The sequence below is a fragment of the Mesorhizobium sp. WSM4846 genome (assembly GCF_055811415.1).
Genome location: NZ_JBVVPZ010000001.1, coordinates 466063 through 484600, shown reverse-complemented (window position 1 = coordinate 484600; position 18538 = coordinate 466063). Strand labels below are relative to the sequence as shown.

Genomic DNA, 18538 nt, shown 5'->3' with positions numbered 1-18538 from the left:
CCCCCCCCCCCCCCCCCCCCCCCCCCCCCCCCCCCCCCCCCCCCCCCCCCCCCCCCCCCCCCCCCCCCCCCCCGCCGGGGCCCCCCCCCCCCCCGCCTCTGCCCCGCATTGCGGGGGCGAGGAACCGCCATTCCGCGACGCTACCATCAAAACCTCGGAATATCCGGAAACGCCATCTGGCCGCGATGCACGTGCATGCGTCCGAGCTCGGCGCAGCGGCGAAGCTGCGGAAACACCTTGCCCGGGTTGAGCAGATGGTTGGGGTCGAATGCGCATTTGACCCGCATCTGCTGGTCGAGGTCGATCTGGTTGAACATTTCCGGCATCAGGTCGCGCTTCTCGACGCCGACGCCGTGCTCGCCGGTCAGCACGCCGCCGACCTTGACGCAAAGCCGCAGGATGTCGGCGCCGAAACTTTCCGCCTTGTCGAGCTCGCCCGGCACGTTGGCGTCATAGAGGATCAGCGGATGCAGATTGCCGTCGCCGGCATGGAATACATTGGCGACGCCGAGCCCGTATTTTTCGGAGAGTTCCCGCATGCCGTGCAGGACGCGCGGCAGTTCCTTGCGCGGGATGGTGCCGTCCATGCAGTAATAGTCCGGCGAGATGCGGCCGACCGCCGGAAAGGCCGCCTTGCGGCCGGCCCAGAAACTCAGCCGCTCCTGCTCCGATTGCGAGATGCGGCATGTGGTCGAGCCGTTCCTATAGGCGATTGCCTCAACCAGGCCGATCAGATGATCGACCTCGACGCCCGGCCCGTCGAGTTCGACGATCAGCAGCGCCTCGACATCCAGGGGATAGCCGGCATGGACGAAATCCTCGGCAGCATGGATCGCCGGGCGGTCCATCATCTCCATGCCGCCCGGGATGATGCCGGCGCCGATGATGTCGGCGACGCATTGGCCGCCCTGCTCGCTGGTCGGGAAGCCGATCAGCAGCGCGCGCGCCGTCTCCGGCTTCTTCAGGATGCGCACGGTGACCTCGGTGACGACGCCGAGCAGCCCTTCGGAACCGGTCATCACCCCGAGCAGGTCGTAGCCTTCCGCGTCGAGATGCTTGCCACCGAGCCGCACCACCTCGCCGTTCATCAGCACCATCTCGATCCCGAGCACATTGTTGGCGGTGAGGCCGTATTTGAGGCAATGCACGCCGCCGGAATTCTCCGCGACATTGCCGCCAATCGAGCAGGCGATCTGGGAGGATGGATCGGGGGCGTAATAAAAGCCCTCCTGCTCGACGGCGGTGGTGATGCCGAGATTGGTGACGCCCGGCTGGGCGACGACGATGCGGTTGGGAAAATCGATCTCGAGAATGCGGTTGAACCTGCTCATCACCAACAGCACGGCATCTTCGAGCGGCAGCGCCCCGCCGGACAGCGAGGTGCCGGAACCGCGCGGCACGACGCGGATGTTGCGGTCGTTGCAATATTTCAGCACGCGCGAGACCTGCGCCACCGTTTCGGGCAGCACCACCACCAGTGGCAACTGCCGATAGGCGGTGAGGCCGTCGCTCTCGAAGGCGCGCATCGAATTGGCAGCGTCGACGACGCCCTCGCCCGGCACGATGATGCGCATATCGGCGACGATCTCGTCGCGCCGGCGCATCGTGGCGTCGTCTGATTTCGGCATCAGCAGGCCGGACATCGACAGTTCCTTCGATCGACTGGTAAAAATCTTTTACCAGCGGCAGGCGCTGGTTGCAAATCCTGCTTTGGCTGAAATCGGAAGCCGATACCGGGATGATCTTGCGCGGGTCGGCGAGAGGGAAGCGCTGACTTTCTCCCCCCTCGAGGGCCCTCGAGGGGGAGATGGCCGCGAAGCGGCCAGAGGGGGTCGTCTCACGTAAATCGCCGACGTCGTGTCCGGCCGCGAAACGAGGTTGGCGCCCATGCGAGACGACCCCCTCTGTCGCATTCGGCGACATCTCCCCCTCAAGGTGGGAGATTGCCTGCCTGCTCGCCTGCCGGCTTGGCGGGTTCGGAGTGCAGGCGGCGCACTCGGCGCACGCCCCACCAGACCAGCAGGATGGCGAGCGGCACCGAGGCGGCGGTGACGACCTCGGGCGCGACGGCATGGCCGAAGATCGAGGCGCCCTTGGCGAGGTAACCGATGAGCCCGACGACGTAGTAGGAGACGGCGGCGACCGAGAGACCCTCCACCGTCTGCTGCAGCCGCAACTGCAGGCGGGCGCGGTTGTTCATCGACGCCAGCAAATCGCGGTTCTGCTTCTCGACCTCGACGTCGACCCAGGTGCGCAGCAGCGTGGTGGCGCGGGTGAGCTTGGTCGACAGATTGGCCTGACGCTCCTCGACCGAACGGCAGGTGCGCATGGCTGGGGCGACGCGGCGCTGCAGGAAGCCGCCCCAGGTGTCGTAGCCGGGCACCGCCTCTTCCTCCAGCGCCTCCAGCCGTTCGCGGACGATGCCGTCATAGGCGCGGCTGGCGCCGAAGCGATAGAGGCTTGAGGCTGCATCGGCCTCCAGTTCGGCGGCAAGCTCGGTCAGATCGGCAAGCAGCGTCTGGTTGTCGCGGGTTTCGGCGACCTTCATTTCCAGCGTGGTCTGCGCCAGCCTGTCTTCGATGCGGCGGGCGCGACCGGACAGCATCAGCGCCAGCGGCAGGCCAAGCATGGCCAGCGTGCGGTAGGTTTCGATATCGATCAGCCGCTGCGCCAGCGCGCCGGTCCGTGCCGGCGTCAGGTTGCGGTCGAGCACCAGCATGCGGGTCATGCCGTCACCGTCCTGGCGGAAATCGGTGACAATGGCGGCGTTGCCGCGCTCGACCAGCGAATAGCACAGGCTGGTCGGGTCGAAGCCGGCGATCAGCCTTTCGCTCGCCTGCGTCCATTTGCGGATTTCGAGCCTGATGCCGGAAATCACCGTTCCCGGCGGCGAAAAGCCGTTGCCGAAAGGCGAACCTTCCTGGCGCTGGCCGCTCTCGGAGAGCGGTCCTTCCCACAGATAGGTGGAGAATTCCGTATGCCGCTCCCAGCGCAGCGAGCCCTTGCCCCACTTCATCGCGTGGTGGCGGGCATGAGGGTCAGGCGCAGCGATGCCGAGGCGCCGCGACAGTTCGGAAAGCACCGCCTGGTCGACGCCAGAGCCAGCTTCGGTCATGAACGAAAGCTGCACCAGCACGCGCGGTTTCTCGACCAGCGGATGCGGACGAGCGTGAACCTCGCCGAGCGCGCCAGGCCGTCCCTCATGCGCGGGAAAGCCCATGACGCTGCCTTCGACGCGCGGCTGGAATTCGAGATTGGACGGGTCATCTGCCACGGCTGGTCCCCCGGGCCTGGTGCACTCGCGTCCCTCTAGAGCCAATTGCCGGGGCACGCAAACGACAAATTAGCCGAAAGCGATAGGCCGGGACGACGTCGGACCCGGCCAAGTGGGCGAACTGGATAAATAATTTGACCAGTTGCCGACACTGACTTTATCCTGCGCCATACCGGTTCAATTCCCAGGCCATTCCCGTTGAGCGACATTTTCTCCAGGATCGAGCATTCCCGCACCGCCGACGAGGTGGTGCAGCAGATCGAAAGCCTAATCCTAGAAGGCGTTCTGCGCACCGGCGACAGGCTGCCGGGCGAGCGCGAGCTGGCGCGCCGGTTCGAGGTGTCGCGGCCGATCCTGCGCGATGCGCTGAAGGCGCTGGAGGGGCGCGGGCTTTTGACGACCCGGCCCGGCGGCGGCACCCATGTCGCCGACGTCATCGGCCAGCTGTTCACCAAGCCGGTGACGGACTTGATCTCCATGCACCGCAAGGCGGCGACCGACTATCTGGAATACCGCCGCGAGATCGAGGCAGTGGCGGCCGAGTATGCGGCGCGGCGCGCCACATCAGACGATCTGGCGCTGCTCGACCGCATCATGGCGCGCATGGACGAGGCGCACCGGACCGGAAATTTCGACGACGAGGCGGAAATCGACGTCGAGTTCCACCACGCGATCTGCGAATGCGCGCACAACATCATCCTGTTGCACACGCTGCGCTCGTGCTACCGGCTGCTGTCGGAGGGCGTGTTCCAAAACCGGCTCCTGGTGTTCAACGTGCCGGGCGCGCGCGAGGCGCTGCTTTCGCAGCACCGGGCGATCTACACAGCGGTCAAGGCCGGCGATCCGGCGGCCGCACGGCAGGCGGCGATGGACCACATCACCCATGTCGAACGCACCATGGCCGAGGCCGAGCGCAGCGGCGACTGGCAACGCGTGTCGCGGCTGAGGCTGATGCAGCGCTCAGAAGCCGGCGACAGCGAGCCGGCAAGAAAACGCTCGTGAGAGCCGGCCAAGAATTACGACGAATTAGCGAACCATCAGCGGGAAGCCCATGAGCATGATCCTCACCATCGCCGATCTCAAGGACCTGGCGCGCCGCCGCGTGCCGAAGATGTTCTTCGATTATGCCGATTCCGGTGGATGGACCGAAAGCACCTACCGGGCCAATGAGGAGGATTTCCAAAAGATCAAGTTCCGCCAGCGCGTGCTGGTCGACATGAGCAACCGCTCGCTGGAATCGACCATGATCGGCGATAAGGTGGCGATGCCGGTGGCGCTGGCGCCGACCGGCATGACCGGCATGCAGCACCCCGACGGCGAGATGCTGGCGGCGCAGGCGGCGGAGGAATTCGGCGTGCCGTTCACGCTGTCGACGATGAGCATCTGCTCGATCGAGGATGTCGCATCGGTGACCAGGAAGCCGTTCTGGTTCCAGCTCTATGTGCTGCGCGACAAGGATTTCGTCCTCAGTCTCATCGACAGGGCGAAGGCGGCGAAGTGCTCGGCCCTGGTGCTGACGCTCGACCTGCAGATCCTCGGCCAGCGCCACAAGGACATCCGCAACGGGCTGTCGGCGCCGCCGCGCTTCACGCCGAAGCATGTCTGGCAGGTGGCGACCAGGCCGGGCTGGTGCCTTGGCATGGCCGGCACCAAGCGCCGGACTTTCCGCAACATCGTCGGCCACGCCAAGGGCGTCGGCGACCTCAACTCGCTGTCGTCGTGGACGACGGAGCAATTCGATCCGCACCTGTCGTGGAAGGACGTCGCCTGGATCAAGGAGCGCTGGGGCGGCAAGCTGATCCTGAAGGGCATCCTCGACAAGGAGGACGCGCTGATGGCGGCCAAGACCGGCGCCGACGCGATCATCGTCTCCAATCATGGCGGACGCCAGCTCGACGGCGCGCCGTCGTCGATCTCGGTGCTGGAAGAAATCGCCGACGCGGTCGGCGACACGATCGAAGTGCATATGGATGGCGGCATCCGCTCTGGCCAGGACGTGCTGAAGGCGCTGTGTCTCGGCGCCAAGGGGACCTATATCGGCCGGCCTTTCCTCTACGGCCTCGGCGCGCTCGGCAAGGATGGAGTCACCAAAGCCTTGGAAATCATCCGCAAGGAGATGGACATAACGCTGGCACTGTGCGGAAAGCGTCTGGTGACCGACATGGGCAAGGATCAGCTTCGGCGTTAGACTCCCGTGGCGGCATGATCACGGAGATGGAAGCATTGATTGCCCCCGGCATCCACTTTCTCGACGCGCGCGGACCGGAAGGCATGCGCATCTATGCGGTCGGCGACGTGCATGGCCGGCTCGACCTGCTCGCCGCTATGTACCGCCGGATTGCGGCCGAGATCAGCCAGGCGCGGCCTGCCGACTGGCGTGTCGTCCATCTCGGTGACTATGTCGACCGCGGCCCGGACTCCAAGGGCGTCATCGATTTCCTGATCGAAGTGCGAAAACGCGACCCGCGCCACCTGATGCTCGCCGGCAACCACGACATCGGCTTCCTAGACTTCCTCGACACTCCCGATGCGGACGGGCTTTTCATGCGCTACGGCGGCATCCAGACCGCGCAATCCTATGGCGTAGCGCTCAATGAAGGTGGCGGCGCGTGGTTCGGCAGGTCCGAGGCGGCACTGCGGCAAGGCCATGCAGCACTTGTCGAGGCCGTGCCGAAAAGCCATGTCGAGTTCCTGCAGTCGCTGCCGTTTTCACTGACCTTCGGCGACTTCTTCTTCTGCCATGCCGGCATCCGGCCGGGCATTGCGCTGGAAAGTCAGAGCGCGCAGGACCTGATCTGGATCCGCGATGTCTTCCACAATCATTCCGGCCTGCATCCAAAAATCGTGGTGCATGGCCACACGCCGGTGCCGGAGGCCGAGGTGATGGTCAACCGCGTCAATATCGACACGCTCGCCTACCAAACGGGAAACCTCAGCGCGCTCGTCGTCGACGGTGCCGACAAGCGTATCCTGGTGGTGTCAGGCGAGAAGGGTTAAAGCGCTTAGCGAAGCGCGGCGGTGACGCCGTAGCCGTCGACGGCGTTGTGGTTGTTGGCTGCGTCGCCGGCGTAGGTGCCGAAGCCGCACAACACTATGGCCGACAACATGACAAAGGACAGAAGCGCTGCTTTCACGGACGTCATCTCTTGTTGAGCTTCCTGCATCTGTGCACGGGGCGGGTTACGAATGGGTTGAAACGCAAAATACGTCTCAAAGTTTCGACGATTTCGCGCTTTTAGGCATGTTCTGTATCGGCGATGTGTCGCCCGAGCGACCCAAACGGTTCATCGCGTTGCACGGACGATGCAGAGCGCGTGCCTTCTAGGGTGGCGGGCGGCCACAAGCCAAGCACGAAACATGCTGTCCACAGCGGATTTTTGCCGGCGTGCCAAATATGCAACGTCGGTACTGACTGATCAGATCGTCGCCACCCAGGCGCGGGCGATGGCCAGCCCGGCGGCGTCGGCAGCCGCTCCGTGGCGGGCCATTTCGTCATCGAGCCGATCGCTCCAGTCCGGGTGCCGCTCGGCAATGAGCGATGCGAAGGATGCGCTCCAGTCGCGGACCATCGGCCCGTCCGCCTCGAAATGGAACTGAAAGCCATAGACGGCACGGCCGATGCGAAACGCCTGGTTCTCGGCGACTTCGTTGCCGGCGAGCCGCACTGCATTTTCGGGCAAGACAAAAGTGTCGTCGTGCCACTCGAAGATCGAGAAATTTTCGGGCAGCGCGGCGAGCACCGGATCGGCCGTCGCCGCCGGCGTGAGCGAGACCTTGTGCCAGCCGAATTCCGAGGCGCCGCCGATCCGGTTCTCGCCACCGAAGGCGCGCGCCACAAGTTGGCTGCCAAGGCAGATACCGAGCACGGCGCGATCCTTGCCGGCGAAATCGCGCGTCAGGTCGAGAAGTTCAGGAAAATACGGGCAAATCTCGTCGTCCAGCGCATTCTGGGCGCCGCCGAGCACGACCATGGCGTCGTGCGCAGCGCTGTCCTGCGGCAGCATCTCGCCACAATAGGGCCGGCGCAGGTCGATATCGGCGCCTGCCTCGACAAGCGCTGCGCCGATCTGTCCAAGGCCCTCGCTGTCGAAATTCTGGACCACCAGCACCCGCATTGAAAACCTGCTGACATGAAAACGATGCGACGAGCGATATCATGCCGCCGTCATTCCGGCCAAGATACGTATCTGGGGAGAAAGCTATGCCACTGCAGAATCGGGTCGACCCGTTCGGCGTCATCCACGCCGTGCCGGAGCGCGGCCTGTTCATGGGCAATCGCGGCATCATCCATGACCCCGAAACGAAGACGCTGCTGAAAAAACGCTGGGCGCTGCAGGCCTGGATCATCTGCGTCTGCGAATTCCGCGATGTGCGGCGCGAGCCGATGGGCCGCAACCGGAACGGTGGCAAGGCCGGCTGGACCGAATTGTTTTTCCTGGACGAGGTGACCGCGCTCGCGGCCGGGCATCGGCCCTGCTTCTTCTGCCGGCGCGAGCGGGCCAGGGACTTCGTCCGGCGCTTCGGGATGGCCTTCGGCATTGCCGCGCCGCGCGCACCGCAGGTCGACAAGCGGCTGCATAGGGAGCGGCTGGCGTCGGGTGGGCAGGCACCGGTCGTATCCGTAGAAGAGCTTGCCGGGTTGCCGGACGGCGCCATGGTTGCGGACGGCGGCAATGCCTATGCGATGCGCGGCGGCAAGGCGCTGCGCTGGTCGTTCGCAGGCTATGGTGATCGTGTGGGGGGCGATCCGGTGGACGGCGATCCCGTGGGGTTCGGCGGTTTTGCCGACCGTCCAATCCGCCTGCTCACGCCGGCGACCACCGTTGCCGTGCTGAGGCAAGGCTATGTGCCAGTGTGGCATCCGTCGGCCGAGACTTGACGCCAAGAGCCGGCTCGCCCATTCCTCGGCGATGCGCGCCAATTACAAGATGCAGCGGCTGTTCGTGCCGGACGACCTCGGACCGGATATCGAGTTCGAGGCGAGCCCGCAGCAGGGCCATTACCTGATGCATGTGCTGCGGCTCGGCGAGGGCGCCGAAATCCTGTTGTTCAACGGCCGCGACGGCGAATGGTCGGCTTCTATCGCCGCCAGGTCCAAAAAGACGGTGCGGCTGAAGGTGCTGGCATTGCAGCGGCCGCAGCCTCCGCTGCCCGATCTCGTCTACTGCTTTGCGCCGCTTAAGCAGGGTCGGCTCGACTATCTGGTGCAGAAGGCGGTCGAGATGGGCGCCGGCGTCCTGCAGCCGGTCATTACCCAGCACACGCAGGTGGCAAAGCCCGCCATGGAACGGCTGCGCGCCAATGTCGTCGAGGCCGCCGAACAATGCGGCATCCTTGCGGTGCCGGAAGTGCGCGAAGCGGAAAAAATCGAGCGCCTGCTGGCCGGCTGGGACAAGGAGCGGCGGTTGATCTTCTGCGACGAGGATGCTTCCACCAACAATCCGCTGCCGGCGCTGCAGGCGGTGCGGGAGAAGAAGCTCGGGCTGCTGGTCGGCCCCGAGGGCGGATTTTCCGACGAGGAACGAAGGATGCTGCGGGAGCTGCCTTTCGTAACCGCGATTCCTCTCGGTCCGCGCATCCTGCGCGCCGATACGGCTGCTGTGGCGGCGCTGGCGGTGATACAGGCGACAATCGGAGACTGGTGAGGCACTTCCCTTCTCCCCTTGTGGGCCTTGTGGGAGAAGGAAGAAGCAGCCAATCAATTCCAGTTACCCTGTGGCTCAGGATTTTTCGCTTGATCGCCTACTGACATTTCGTCCATCTAGCGCCGGCGGTCGTCCGACCACCTACAGCGCCGCGCGTCCTTTCGGACGCGCAAAGGACGCTGTAGCACTTGATTGGGCACATGATCCTTTCCGAAAATCGAAGCCGATTTTCGGGGTCATGTGCTAGAGGACTTGTAATGGCGCGCGACACAACCGATTTCCGGCCGATCGAAGGCGTCGACGAGCTTGTCGAGCACCTGGCTGAAGGCAACAAGCCGCGCGACAAATGGCGCATCGGCACCGAACACGAGAAATTCCCATTCTATGTCGACGGCAATGCGCCAGTGCCCTATGGCGGCGAGCACGGCATCCGCGCCATTCTTGAGGGCATGCAGGAAAAACTCGGCTGGGATCCGATCATGGATGCCGGCCGCATCATCGGCCTGGTCGAGCCGACCGGCCGGGGGGCGATTTCGCTGGAGCCCGGCGGCCAATTCGAACTGTCCGGCGCGCCGCTGGAAACGATCCACCAGACCTGCCGCGAGGGCAATGCGCATCTGGCGCAAGTGCGCGAGATCGCCGAGCCGATGGGCATCCGCTTCCTCGGGCTCGGCGGCAGCCCGAAATGGTCGCTGGCCGAGACGCCAAAAATGCCAAAGTCGCGCTATGAGATCATGACGCGCTACATGCCCAAGGTCGGCACCAAGGGCCTCGACATGATGTACCGCACCTGCACCATCCAGGTGAATCTCGACTTCGAGAGCGAGGCCGACATGCGCCGCAAGATGCAGGTGTCGCTGAAGCTGCAGCCGCTGTCGACGGCGCTGTTCGCCAACTCGCCGTTCACTGAGGGCCGGCCCAACGGATTTCAGAGCTGGCGCGGCGACATCTGGCGCGACACCGACAACCAGCGCTCGGGGCTGCTCGACTTCTGCTTCTCGCCCGATTTCGGCTTCGCCGACTATGTCGAATGGGCGCTCGACGTGCCGATGTACTTCGTCATCCGCGACGGCCACTACCACGACATGACGCACGTCTCCTTCCGCCAGTTCATGGCAGGTGCGGCCCGCAACGAGATTTCTGACGGGCTGCCGACGATGGGCGATTGGGCGAACCATTTGTCGACGCTGTTCCCCGACGTGCGACTGAAGCGTTTCCTTGAAATGCGCGGCGCCGATGGCGGACCATGGCGGCGCATCTGCGCGCTGCCGGCTTTTTGGGTCGGGCTGCTCTACGACGCGGCGGCGCTCGACGCGGCCGAGGCGCTGACCTCAAGCTGGAGCTATGAAGAGGTGCTGGCGATGCGCAACGCCGTGCCGGAACAGGGCATTTCGGCGCCGTTCCGCAATACGACACTGCGCGAGATCGCCCGCGACGTGCTCGTCATCTCGCGCATGGGGCTGAAGAACCGCGGCCGCAAGAACCGCGACGGCTACGACGAAACGTCGTTCCTCAGCACGCTGGACGAAGTCGTCGCGCGCGGCACCACCAGCGCCGAGGAACTGCTCTCCGCCTATCATACGCGCTGGGGCGGCTCGATCGAGCCGGTGTTCATGGAGTATGCGTATTAGCCGTTTGCTATCGGCTTGGCTGACAGCTCGGGAAACGCGCTTTCCGAAATCGATTCCGATTTTCGGGCCGATGCGGTAGGCTCTTCTACGAGGATTTTCCCGAGGAGAAAACCAATGGCTTCCTTGTTCGACATTCTGGCGCAGGCGCAGAACGGTAACGGCATGCAGGCCCTCGCCCAACAGTTCGGCCTTTCGCAGCAGCAAGCGCAATCGGCGGTCGAGGCGCTGCTGCCGGCCTTTTCACAGGGGCTGAAGCGCAGCACCTCCGACCCCTACGGGCTCGGCGCGTTCATGACGGCAATGGCCAGCGGCCAGCACGCCAAATATTTCGAGGACGCAGGCCGGGCCTTCTCGCCGCAGGGCGTCGATGAAGGCAACGGCATTCTTGGCCATCTGTTCGGCTCGAAAGACCTGTCCCGCGCCGTTGCCAGCCAGGCAGCGCAGGCGAGCGGCGTCAGCCAGCAGATCTTGCAGCAGATGTTGCCGGTCGTGGCTTCGATGATGATGGGCGGCCTGTTCAAGCAGACCACAAATCAGATGCAGGCAGCAGGCGGATTCGGCGGCGGCAGCAATCCGCTCGGCGAGATCATCGAGCAGATGATGCGGCAGGCCGGTGGCGGCGCACCGGCGCCGCAACAGCGCCAGGCGCCGCAGCCCGGCCCGATGGACAATCCGTTCGGCAAGGTGCTGCAGGACATGTTCGGTGGTGCGCAGCAGCCGCAGGGTCAGCCGCGGCAGGCGCCCAATCCCTACGGCGACAATCCGCTCGGCAAGGTGCTGCAGGACATGTTCGGCGGCGGCGCGCAGCAGCCGCAGCCGCGTCAGGCGCCGCAGCAGCGCGAAACGCCGCAGCCGCAGACCAATCCGAGCGGCAGGCCACGCAATCCGTTCGACGATTTGTTCGGCAAGATGTTCGAGGCAGGTGCGCAGCAGCGTGACGACTACCAGAAGGGCGTGGAATCGATCTTCGATCAATTCAAGCGAGGCATGGATCGGCGGTAATGTTGCGAGCGTCCGAAAACTCGTGGCATTCATCGACGAGGCAAAGAGACATGACGGGCAGACTTGAATATCCGGTTGTCATCGCACCGCTGGCTACAGAAGACGGAGGCGGATTTTCGGCCCTGGTACCTGACCTGCCGGGCTGTACGAGCGATGGCGATACTCCTGAAGAGGCCATCGCGAACGTCCAGAACGCCATAGCGTCCTGGATAGAAGCCGCGCACGAAGTTGGTAGATCGACACGGCGGCCGTCGCGAAAGCTGGCCTTCGCCTGATTTAAAAAAAGAAAATGCCCGATCCTTGGGAGGACCGGGCAGTGCGCAGGCGGGCCGGCGGGGAAACCGGCAGGGAGTGGGAGCCTGCGAAATCCTATGGCGCCGCGCGCGCCCCAAGGGCGGCCACCAACGCGATCAGGTCACCTTGCGGGCAATATCCTCGATCGTGTCTGTGCGATCGGCCGCGATGACGCGAAGCCTCTCGGTTGGATCGCGGCCAAACGGCACGTCGATGGCGACGTGGAGATCGGCGCGCGTCAAGCCGATGTCGGCAAGTTCGGCGTCCGACATCTCGCCAAGGCGATAGAAGGCGCGGCGGTTTTTCCAGGCGCGATAGACGCTGGAGATGGTGTTGACCACGCGCGTCGCAATAGCCGGACGCGACGTGATGCGCGAAGTCTCGGTGGCGAAATCAAACGTAGCCATGTCAGTCTCCTTCATTCGAACGGACGAAGACGCGCGATCGGCGCTGGCAACAGCGGCCGTTCCGGTCCCGATTCACATGCTGTCATGTGGACAGTCGTAAATTTGCCATCGTTCGATTGATTAATCCAACGAATGTTTCTAATCTTTAACATCAACACTAGTGATGGATTGGACCGATGAAAGCGCCACTCGATCTCGATCAATTGCAGACCTTCGTCTCAATCGTCGACACCGGCAGCTTCACCCGCGCGGCGGAAGCGGTGCATCGGACCCAGTCGGCGGTGTCCATGCAGATGCGCCGGCTGGAGGCGCGGATCGGCAAGCCGCTGTTCGAAAAGGACGGGCGCACCAACAGGCTGACCGAGGAAGGCGACAGGCTGCTCTCCTACGCAAGACGGTTGCTGTTCCTCAATCGGGAAACGCTGGCCGCCTTCGACGACCGGCGGCTCGAAGGCACGATCCGAATCGGCACGCCGGACGACTATGCCGATCGCTTCCTGCCCGAGATCATGGCCCGCTTCGCCCGTTCCAACCCACGTGTCGAACTGACCGTGATCTGCGAGCCGACGCCGGGGCTGGTCGAGCATATCAAGCGTGGCAATCTCGATCTGGCACTGGTGACGCATAGTGACGCGCACGGCCAGTCGGAAGTGGTGCGGCGCGAACCGCTGCTGTGGGTGACTTCGGCCAACCATGCGACGCATGAACAGGACGTTCTGCCGATGGCCTTCGGCCGACCGAACTGCATCTGGCGGCGGGCCGCGGTCGACGTGCTCGACCGGCAAAACCGCGACTACCGCATCCTGTTCACCAGCTTCTCGGCGACCGTCATCACCGCCGCGGTGCTTTCCGGCCTGGCGATCTCGGTGCTGCCGGAATGCGCGCTGCGCCCCGGCATGCGGGTGCTGGGCGACGCCGACGGATTCGGCGCCCTGCCCGATTGCCGCATCGGCATCATGCGCGGCCAGACGTCGCGGCCGGAGATCGTCGACGCGCTGGCCCGTCACATTTCGGAAAGCCTCGACAATATTTCCGTGCCGCCCGGCGAAGAGACGGGAAGCTTCGACTTCGCAGCCTTTTCGAAGATGAAGCGGGGCAAGCCGAACCAGATCGTGCCGGGCTGGTAAGGATCAGGCGGAAACTGCTGCCGGCGTGCTGTCCTTGCCAGGCAAAAGGCCGGCCAGCCGCAGCAATTGCGCCGGCTCCAGCGGCAGCGACAGCAGATGGCCCTGAAACTCTCGGCAGCCCATGGCGACGAGCAGCGCCTTTTGCTCCTCGGTCTCCACGCCTTCCGCGGTGACGCCGACGTTAAGAGCGTCGGCAAGATCGACAAGTGCCCTGACGATCGCCGCTGAACTCTCGTCGCGGCCGAGGAGGTTCACGAAGGAGCGGTCGATCTTGAGCTTGTCGATAGCGTGGCGGCGCAGATAGTTCAGCGACGAATAGCCGGTGCCGAAATCGTCGAGCACTATGGCGATCCCCGACCGGCGCAAGGCAGCCAGAGCCGTCCTGGTCGTATCGTTGTTGTCCAACAGCACGCCCTCGGTGATCTCGAGCTGCAGGCGCCCTGGCGCCAATCCGGTCTCGGCGAGAACCGCCGCAAGCTGCTCGGCGAAACCGGCGTCGCGCAGTTGCAGCGGCGACACGTTGACGGCCACCCAAGGCAATTCGGTGCCGACAGCGAAGCGGCAAGCCTCTTGCAGCACCCATTTGCCAAGCTGGCCGATCATGCCACGTTCTTCGGCGATGGCGATGAATTGTGCCGGCGGCAAGCCACCGTGGACCTCATGTCCCCAGCGGATCAGCGCCTCGGCACCGAGGATCGTGCTGCCGTCCGCCGCAAAGATCGGCTGATACGCCAGCTTGGTCCCGGTTCCGCCATTCAGGGCATGGCGAAGCTCGCTCTCAACCTGGCGCTTGCGCAACAGCAGGTCGTCCATGTCGCCGGCAAAGACCTGGTAGCGGCCGCGGCCGTTCTTCTTGGCTTCATAAAGCGCGATATCGGCCTTGCGCAGCAAGTCGTCCGCATCGGCATCCGGACCGGTCGACAATGCTATGCCGATGCTGGCGCTGACAAAAACCTGGTCGTCGGCCAGCTTGAACGGCTCCTGCAGCTTTTGAAGCAGACCCTCCGAAACATCCTCGGCGCCTCGGATGTCGTCAACATCAATCAGGATCATGGCGAATTCATCACCGCCGAGCCGTGCCACCGTGTCGACCTCCCGGATTGCCTGCTGGAGCCTCGCGGCGGTCTGGCGGACAAGCTCGTCGCCGGCAGGATGGCCAAGCGTGTCGTTGACATGCTTGAAACGGTCGAGGTCGAGATAAAGAAGCGCCACTTTGGCTGTTTCGTGACTGGCCGTGAGCAAAGCGCGCCGGAGCCGGTCCTCGAACAGCGCCCGGTTGGGAAGGCCGGTGAGCGTGTCGTGGAAGGCGAGATACTGCGCCTCGGCCTGACTGGTCTGCAGCGCCGACGATGCACGGCGGAGGCGGCGCAGCAGGAATGCCAGGACACCTGCCGCGAGCAGCGCGCCACCGATCAGGGCCGGCCCTGCCTCGCGCACAAGCGCGCTGCCGGGCCGCTCCTGATCCCAGCCGGCATAAGCCAGGATGACGCCGTGTGAGTCGACCAGCGGAATGGCAGCCCCGCCGACCGGCTGCGACAACGGCAGCAGGCGGGCGCCCGCCAACAGATATTGCCCGGCGATCTTGGCCAGCAGCGCGTCGGTGATGAAGTCCACCGAGATATGAAGGTATTCGCTGCCAGGTGTCTGGATGACGCGGTCGGAACTCGGCACCAGCGGCATGATGCTGAGGATGGCAGGTTTTCCGTCAAGCTCCACCAGATCCCCTGCGGCCAATTTGACCGGACCGCCGGCCAGGTCTTCTTTCGCCGGCTCGCGGATCAACCGGCGCACCCTTTCGACCGTGGGCAACAGAACCGGTTCATCCTCGCTGTAACGCGCCGGCGCCAGCACGTTTCCTTCACGCATCGCATGGACCGGACGATCGGCGGCATCCAGTACATAGACCCGATCATGCCCATAGTAGGAATACATCCAGACGCTGATGTTATCGATCATCCAGTCCACGTTGCCGGCCTTGGCATTGATGACGGAATCGTCCCAGACTGCGATGCTTTCCTGCTCGCGATCCACCGCCGCCATCCGGTCCCGCATGCCGTTGGCGAAAAGGATTTTCTGCCGCTCGAGGGAGACGCTATCCGCCTGCACAGTGGCGTAAAAGCCAAAGCCGACGACCATGGCAAGCGCGAAAATGGCAAGCGCCATCACCGTCAGCGTGACCTGGAACGTTAATGGGCTGCGTTGAAGACGACGGCTCATGCGTCCTGGCCACTCTCTTTTCCGCACAGTCATCAGATCGGGTTAAGATCGAGTTATGACATCGGCTACGAGCGACGGCCTTGACGCCGGCCAACAACCGCCCCCCAATCGGCTAATGAGCGACGCTGCATCCGAATCACGTACCAACGCCACCGAATACACGGTCAGCGAGATTTCCGGCGCGCTGAAGCGCACGGTCGAGGACGTCTTCGGCAATGTCCGGGTGCGCGGCGAAATATCAGGCTATCGCGGGCCGCACTCCTCCGGCCATGCCTATTTCTGCCTCAAGGACGACCGCGCACGGCTCGACGCCGTGGTCTGGAAGACCACAATGGGCCGGCTGAAATTCCGCCCTGAAGAAGGCCTGGAGGTGATCGCCACCGGCCGGCTCACCACCTATCCCGGAAAGTCCACCTACCAGATCGTCATCGACAATCTGGAGCCCGCCGGCGCTGGGGCGCTGATGGCACTGCTGGAAGAGCGCAAGCGCCGGCTGCAGTCCGAAGGCCTGTTCGATGCCGGCCGCAAGCGCTTGCTGCCGTTCATGCCGCGCGTCATCGGCGTCGTCACCTCGCCGACAGGCTCTGTCATCCGCGACATCATCCACCGGATCAAGGACCGGTTTCCGCTGCATGTGCTGGTCTGGCCGGTGCGAGTGCAGGGCGAAACGGCCGGCGCCGAAGTGACCGCCGCCGTCAACGGCTTCAACGGACTGGCGCAGGATGGCGTCATCCCGCAGCCCGACCTGCTGATCGTGGCGCGCGGCGGCGGCAGCCTCGAGGATCTTTGGGGGTTCAATGACGAGGCGCTGGCCCGCGCCGTCGCCGCCTCGCGCATTCCGGTGATTTCCGCCGTCGGCCATGAAACGGACTGGACGCTGATCGACCTGGCGGCGGATGTGCGGGCGCCGACACCGACGGGTGCCGCCGAAATCGCCGTGCCCGTACGCGCCGACCTCGAAGTGACGCTTGCCGGCCTTGGTGCGCGGCTCAAGGCCGCGGTGTCGCGCAATTTCGAGCGCAAGCGCCAGGCGGTGCGTGCCGCCACCCGGGCGCTGCCCTCGCCCGACCAGTTGCTGGCATTGCCGCGCCGGCGTTTCGACGAGGCGACGAGCCGGCTTGGCCGAGCGCTGTCCGTCAGCGTCCAGCGCAAGCGAGCCAGGCTTCAGGCGCAGCGGCTGACGCCGGCCACCCTGTCGCGACGCATGAACGAGGCCCGCACACTGGCCGGCCGCGACCTTGGCCGCGCGCAAGCGGCGTTCTTCGCCATCGTGCGCGAGCGGCGAACGCGGTTTTCGCGCACCGCGGCGCGGCTGTCGCCGGCGCCGCTCGCAAGGCGGCAGAAATTGCAGGCAGATGCCCTGACGGCGCTGTCGCGGCGGCAGGACCGGGTGATTTCGGTGCGGCTCGAGCGTTTGCGCGGGAAACTGACCCAGGCCGACCGGCTGCTGGCGACGCTGTCGCACAAGGCGGTGCTGGCGCGCGGCTTCGCCCTGGTGAAAGATGCCGACGGCGCAGTGATCAATCAAGCGGCGGAAGTGGCGCCGGGGATGGCACTTTCGCTGGAGTTCGCCGACGGAACCGCCGATGCGGTTGCGACCAGCGGCGCGGCACGGCCGAAAACTGTTGCAAAGCCGGCCGCCAAAGCCAAGGAGCCTGGCAGCCAAGGCTCGCTGTTTTGAGCGCCGATGATTTCCGGCAATCCACATCACCAGACGACGCCTTCCGGCAGGCCGCGTGCGCGAGCCTTCGGCATTCGTTTTGACGGAACGCCCGGACCGTTCAACGCCATCACCGATGTGGCTGGCGTTGCGGTCGGTTATTCGACGCTGATTTCGGGCGAAGGTGCGCTGGTGGTCGGCGAGGGGCCGGTGCGCACCGGCGTGACCGCCATCCTGCCCAGACCGCGCGCCGAACTGGCCACGCCGGTGTTTGCCGGCATTTTCGGCCAGAACGGCAATGGCGAATTGACCGGCTCGCACATCATCGAGGAAACCGGTGCCTTCAATTTTCCGATCACCATCACCAACACGCATTCCTGCGGCGTTTCACGCGACGGAACGCTGCGCTGGATGCAGCGCGTGCTGCCGGCCGCGCTCGACAGCGGCTGGGGCCTGCCGGTGGCGGCGGAGACCTATGACGGCTTCCTGAACGACATCAATGGCCACCATCTCGGGTTTGAGCATGTCGCCGCGGCCCTCGATGGCGCGACCAGCGGATCGATCGAGGAAGGCAGCGTCGGCGGCGGCACCGGCATGATCGCCTTCGGTTTCAAGGCAGGCTCCGGCACGGCATCGCGCCTCGTCGAATGGTACGGCCGGCGCTACACGGTCGGCGCGTTCGTGCAGGCGAATTTCGGCACGCGGAGCAATTTTACCATTCGCGGCCTGCGCGCCGGGCCCGATCTCGTGGCACCGGCGATCTACGAAAGCACGCCGCGCGCCGAGAAGGGCTCGATCATCGGGATCGTCGCCACCGATGCGCCGTTGCTGCCGCATCAGATGAAGCGCTTGGCACGCCGGGTGCCGCTCGGCGTCGCCATGACCGGCGGCTTCGGCTATCACAGCTCGGGCGATATTTTCCTGGCCTTTTCGACCGCCAACCGCGAGGCGGCGATGGCGCCGTCAGGCCGCATCGCCAGCGCCGACTTCATCCCGGATACCGACATCGACCCGTTCTTCGACGCCGTGATCGGGAGTGTGGAGGAAGCGATCCTCAATGCGCTGGTCGCCAATGACGACATGACCGGGCGCGACGGCAATTTCGTGCCGGCGCTGCCAAAGGCATGGCTCAAGAGCAAATTCGGGGCTAGGCAGAGAAAGTAGAACTGTGTGGCGTGTCACGCGTCGCACAGGTGAATAGACGCCTTTTGCCGGGTCGGCATGTCACTCGCTAAAGCGCGTCGCGTTTGAAGGGATTCATGCGACGCGCTTTAGTTCTTT

General features: G+C 64.7%; 17 protein-coding genes. 11 read left to right on the top strand and 6 right to left on the bottom strand.

Annotated features, from left to right (window positions below):
- Positions 1-146: 146 nt before the first annotated feature.
- Both AC0L15_RS02330 and AC0L15_RS02325 read right to left on the bottom strand, forming a co-directional pair.
- Positions 147-1643 (bottom strand): FAD-linked oxidase C-terminal domain-containing protein, encoded by a 1497-nt coding sequence (locus AC0L15_RS02330; RefSeq protein WP_287246562.1) that lies wholly within the window; start codon positions 1641-1643, stop codon positions 147-149.
- A gap of 287 nt (positions 1644-1930) precedes the next feature.
- A complete protein-coding gene (locus AC0L15_RS02325) occupies positions 1931-3274 on the bottom strand; it encodes a DUF3422 family protein (protein WP_287246561.1) in 1344 nt (447 codons plus the stop codon).
- A gap of 198 nt (positions 3275-3472) precedes the next feature.
- Here AC0L15_RS02325 and AC0L15_RS02320 point away from each other — a divergent pair, with 198 nt between their 5' ends.
- The 3 genes from AC0L15_RS02320 to AC0L15_RS02310 are packed head-to-tail and all read left to right on the top strand — an operon-like array spanning position 3473 to position 6271.
- Positions 3473-4276 (top strand): FadR/GntR family transcriptional regulator, encoded by an 804-nt coding sequence (locus tag AC0L15_RS02320; protein WP_287246560.1) that lies wholly within the window; start codon positions 3473-3475, stop codon positions 4274-4276.
- Positions 4277-4325: 49 nt separating this feature from the next.
- Positions 4326-5462: an alpha-hydroxy acid oxidase gene (locus tag AC0L15_RS02315; RefSeq protein ID WP_287246559.1), complete on the top strand. Its 1137-nt coding sequence runs from the start codon at positions 4326-4328 to the stop codon at positions 5460-5462.
- A 26-nt stretch (positions 5463-5488) separates the two neighbouring features.
- Positions 5489-6271, top strand: a complete 783-nt coding sequence (locus AC0L15_RS02310; protein ID WP_473495846.1) for a metallophosphoesterase — start codon at positions 5489-5491, stop codon at positions 6269-6271.
- 5 nt (positions 6272-6276) lie between these two features.
- On the opposite strand, the gene AC0L15_RS02305 is transcribed toward AC0L15_RS02310, so the two are convergent.
- Both AC0L15_RS02305 and AC0L15_RS02300 read right to left on the bottom strand, forming a co-directional pair.
- Positions 6277-6417 (bottom strand): hypothetical protein, encoded by a 141-nt coding sequence (locus AC0L15_RS02305; protein ID WP_091595274.1) that lies wholly within the window; start codon positions 6415-6417, stop codon positions 6277-6279.
- A gap of 273 nt (positions 6418-6690) precedes the next feature.
- Positions 6691-7389, bottom strand: a complete 699-nt coding sequence (locus AC0L15_RS02300; RefSeq protein ID WP_128175229.1) for a type 1 glutamine amidotransferase — start codon at positions 7387-7389, stop codon at positions 6691-6693.
- Positions 7390-7475: 86 nt separating this feature from the next.
- On the opposite strand from AC0L15_RS02300, the gene AC0L15_RS02295 reads away from it, so the two are divergent.
- From AC0L15_RS02295 to AC0L15_RS02275, 5 genes are all read left to right on the top strand, one after another.
- Complete coding sequence (locus tag AC0L15_RS02295; RefSeq protein ID WP_128175231.1) at positions 7476-8153, top strand: hypothetical protein; 678 nt, start codon at positions 7476-7478, stop codon at positions 8151-8153.
- 31 nt (positions 8154-8184) lie between these two features.
- Positions 8185-8919, top strand: coding sequence for a 16S rRNA (uracil(1498)-N(3))-methyltransferase (locus tag AC0L15_RS02290; protein ID WP_287246622.1), 735 nt, complete (start codon positions 8185-8187; stop codon positions 8917-8919).
- 257 nt (positions 8920-9176) lie between these two features.
- Positions 9177-10550 (top strand): glutamate--cysteine ligase, encoded by a 1374-nt coding sequence (locus AC0L15_RS02285; RefSeq protein WP_287246557.1) that lies wholly within the window; start codon positions 9177-9179, stop codon positions 10548-10550.
- A 114-nt stretch (positions 10551-10664) separates the two neighbouring features.
- On the top strand, positions 10665-11552 hold the full coding sequence (locus tag AC0L15_RS02280) for a DUF937 domain-containing protein (protein ID WP_128247897.1): 888 nt from the start codon (positions 10665-10667) through the stop codon (positions 11550-11552).
- Positions 11552-11827: a type II toxin-antitoxin system HicB family antitoxin gene (locus AC0L15_RS02275; RefSeq protein ID WP_353813030.1), complete on the top strand. Its 276-nt coding sequence runs from the start codon at positions 11552-11554 to the stop codon at positions 11825-11827. Before AC0L15_RS02280 ends, AC0L15_RS02275 begins: the two co-directional genes overlap by 1 nt.
- Before the next feature lie 135 nt (positions 11828-11962).
- Here the strand turns inward: AC0L15_RS02275 and AC0L15_RS02270 are convergent, their stop codons facing one another.
- Positions 11963-12253 (bottom strand): DUF1127 domain-containing protein, encoded by a 291-nt coding sequence (locus AC0L15_RS02270; protein ID WP_128247895.1) that lies wholly within the window; start codon positions 12251-12253, stop codon positions 11963-11965.
- Between the two features lie 176 nt (positions 12254-12429).
- Between AC0L15_RS02270 and AC0L15_RS02265 the strand changes: the two genes are divergently transcribed.
- Positions 12430-13380, top strand: a complete 951-nt coding sequence (locus AC0L15_RS02265) for a LysR substrate-binding domain-containing protein (protein ID WP_287246556.1) — start codon at positions 12430-12432, stop codon at positions 13378-13380.
- Between the two features lie 3 nt (positions 13381-13383).
- On the opposite strand, the gene AC0L15_RS02260 is transcribed toward AC0L15_RS02265, so the two are convergent.
- Entirely contained in the window at positions 13384-15597 is a 2214-nt protein-coding gene (locus AC0L15_RS02260) for a putative bifunctional diguanylate cyclase/phosphodiesterase (RefSeq protein ID WP_287246555.1), read from the bottom strand.
- 115 nt (positions 15598-15712) lie between these two features.
- Here AC0L15_RS02260 and xseA point away from each other — a divergent pair, with 115 nt between their 5' ends.
- Together xseA and AC0L15_RS02250 are read left to right on the top strand one after the other, a co-directional pair.
- The gene (gene xseA, locus AC0L15_RS02255) at positions 15713-17278 is read left to right on the top strand and encodes an exodeoxyribonuclease VII large subunit (RefSeq protein WP_128247892.1); all 1566 of its coding nucleotides are present in this window, start codon (positions 15713-15715) and stop codon (positions 17276-17278) included.
- Between the two features lie 9 nt (positions 17279-17287).
- The gene (locus AC0L15_RS02250; RefSeq protein WP_287246621.1) at positions 17288-18421 is read left to right on the top strand and encodes a DmpA family aminopeptidase; all 1134 of its coding nucleotides are present in this window, start codon (positions 17288-17290) and stop codon (positions 18419-18421) included.
- The last annotated feature ends 117 nt before the right edge of the window (positions 18422-18538 follow it).

Excerpts from the sequence above, each read along its gene's own strand:
- AC0L15_RS02260 (WP_287246555.1), bottom strand. The coding sequence starts at position 15,597 with ATGAGCCGTCGTCTTCAACGCAGCCCATTAACGTTCCAGGTCACGCTG.
- AC0L15_RS02310 (WP_473495846.1), top strand. The coding sequence starts at position 5,489 with ATGGAAGCATTGATTGCCCCCGGCATCCACTTTCTCGACGCGCGCGGA.
- AC0L15_RS02330 (WP_287246562.1), bottom strand. The coding sequence starts at position 1,643 with ATGTCCGGCCTGCTGATGCCGAAATCAGACGACGCCACGATGCGCCGG.
- AC0L15_RS02280 (WP_128247897.1), top strand. The coding sequence starts at position 10,665 with ATGGCTTCCTTGTTCGACATTCTGGCGCAGGCGCAGAACGGTAACGGC.
- AC0L15_RS02305 (WP_091595274.1), bottom strand. The coding sequence starts at position 6,417 with ATGACGTCCGTGAAAGCAGCGCTTCTGTCCTTTGTCATGTTGTCGGCC.
- AC0L15_RS02315 (WP_287246559.1), top strand. The coding sequence starts at position 4,326 with ATGAGCATGATCCTCACCATCGCCGATCTCAAGGACCTGGCGCGCCGC.
- AC0L15_RS02295 (WP_128175231.1), top strand. The coding sequence starts at position 7,476 with ATGCCACTGCAGAATCGGGTCGACCCGTTCGGCGTCATCCACGCCGTG.
- AC0L15_RS02300 (WP_128175229.1), bottom strand. The coding sequence starts at position 7,389 with ATGCGGGTGCTGGTGGTCCAGAATTTCGACAGCGAGGGCCTTGGACAG.
- AC0L15_RS02270 (WP_128247895.1), bottom strand. The coding sequence starts at position 12,253 with ATGGCTACGTTTGATTTCGCCACCGAGACTTCGCGCATCACGTCGCGT.
- AC0L15_RS02265 (WP_287246556.1), top strand. The coding sequence starts at position 12,430 with ATGAAAGCGCCACTCGATCTCGATCAATTGCAGACCTTCGTCTCAATC.
- AC0L15_RS02275 (WP_353813030.1), top strand. The coding sequence starts at position 11,552 with ATGTTGCGAGCGTCCGAAAACTCGTGGCATTCATCGACGAGGCAAAGA.
- xseA (WP_128247892.1), top strand. The coding sequence starts at position 15,713 with ATGAGCGACGCTGCATCCGAATCACGTACCAACGCCACCGAATACACG.
- AC0L15_RS02290 (WP_287246622.1), top strand. The coding sequence starts at position 8,185 with ATGCGCGCCAATTACAAGATGCAGCGGCTGTTCGTGCCGGACGACCTC.
- AC0L15_RS02285 (WP_287246557.1), top strand. The coding sequence starts at position 9,177 with ATGGCGCGCGACACAACCGATTTCCGGCCGATCGAAGGCGTCGACGAG.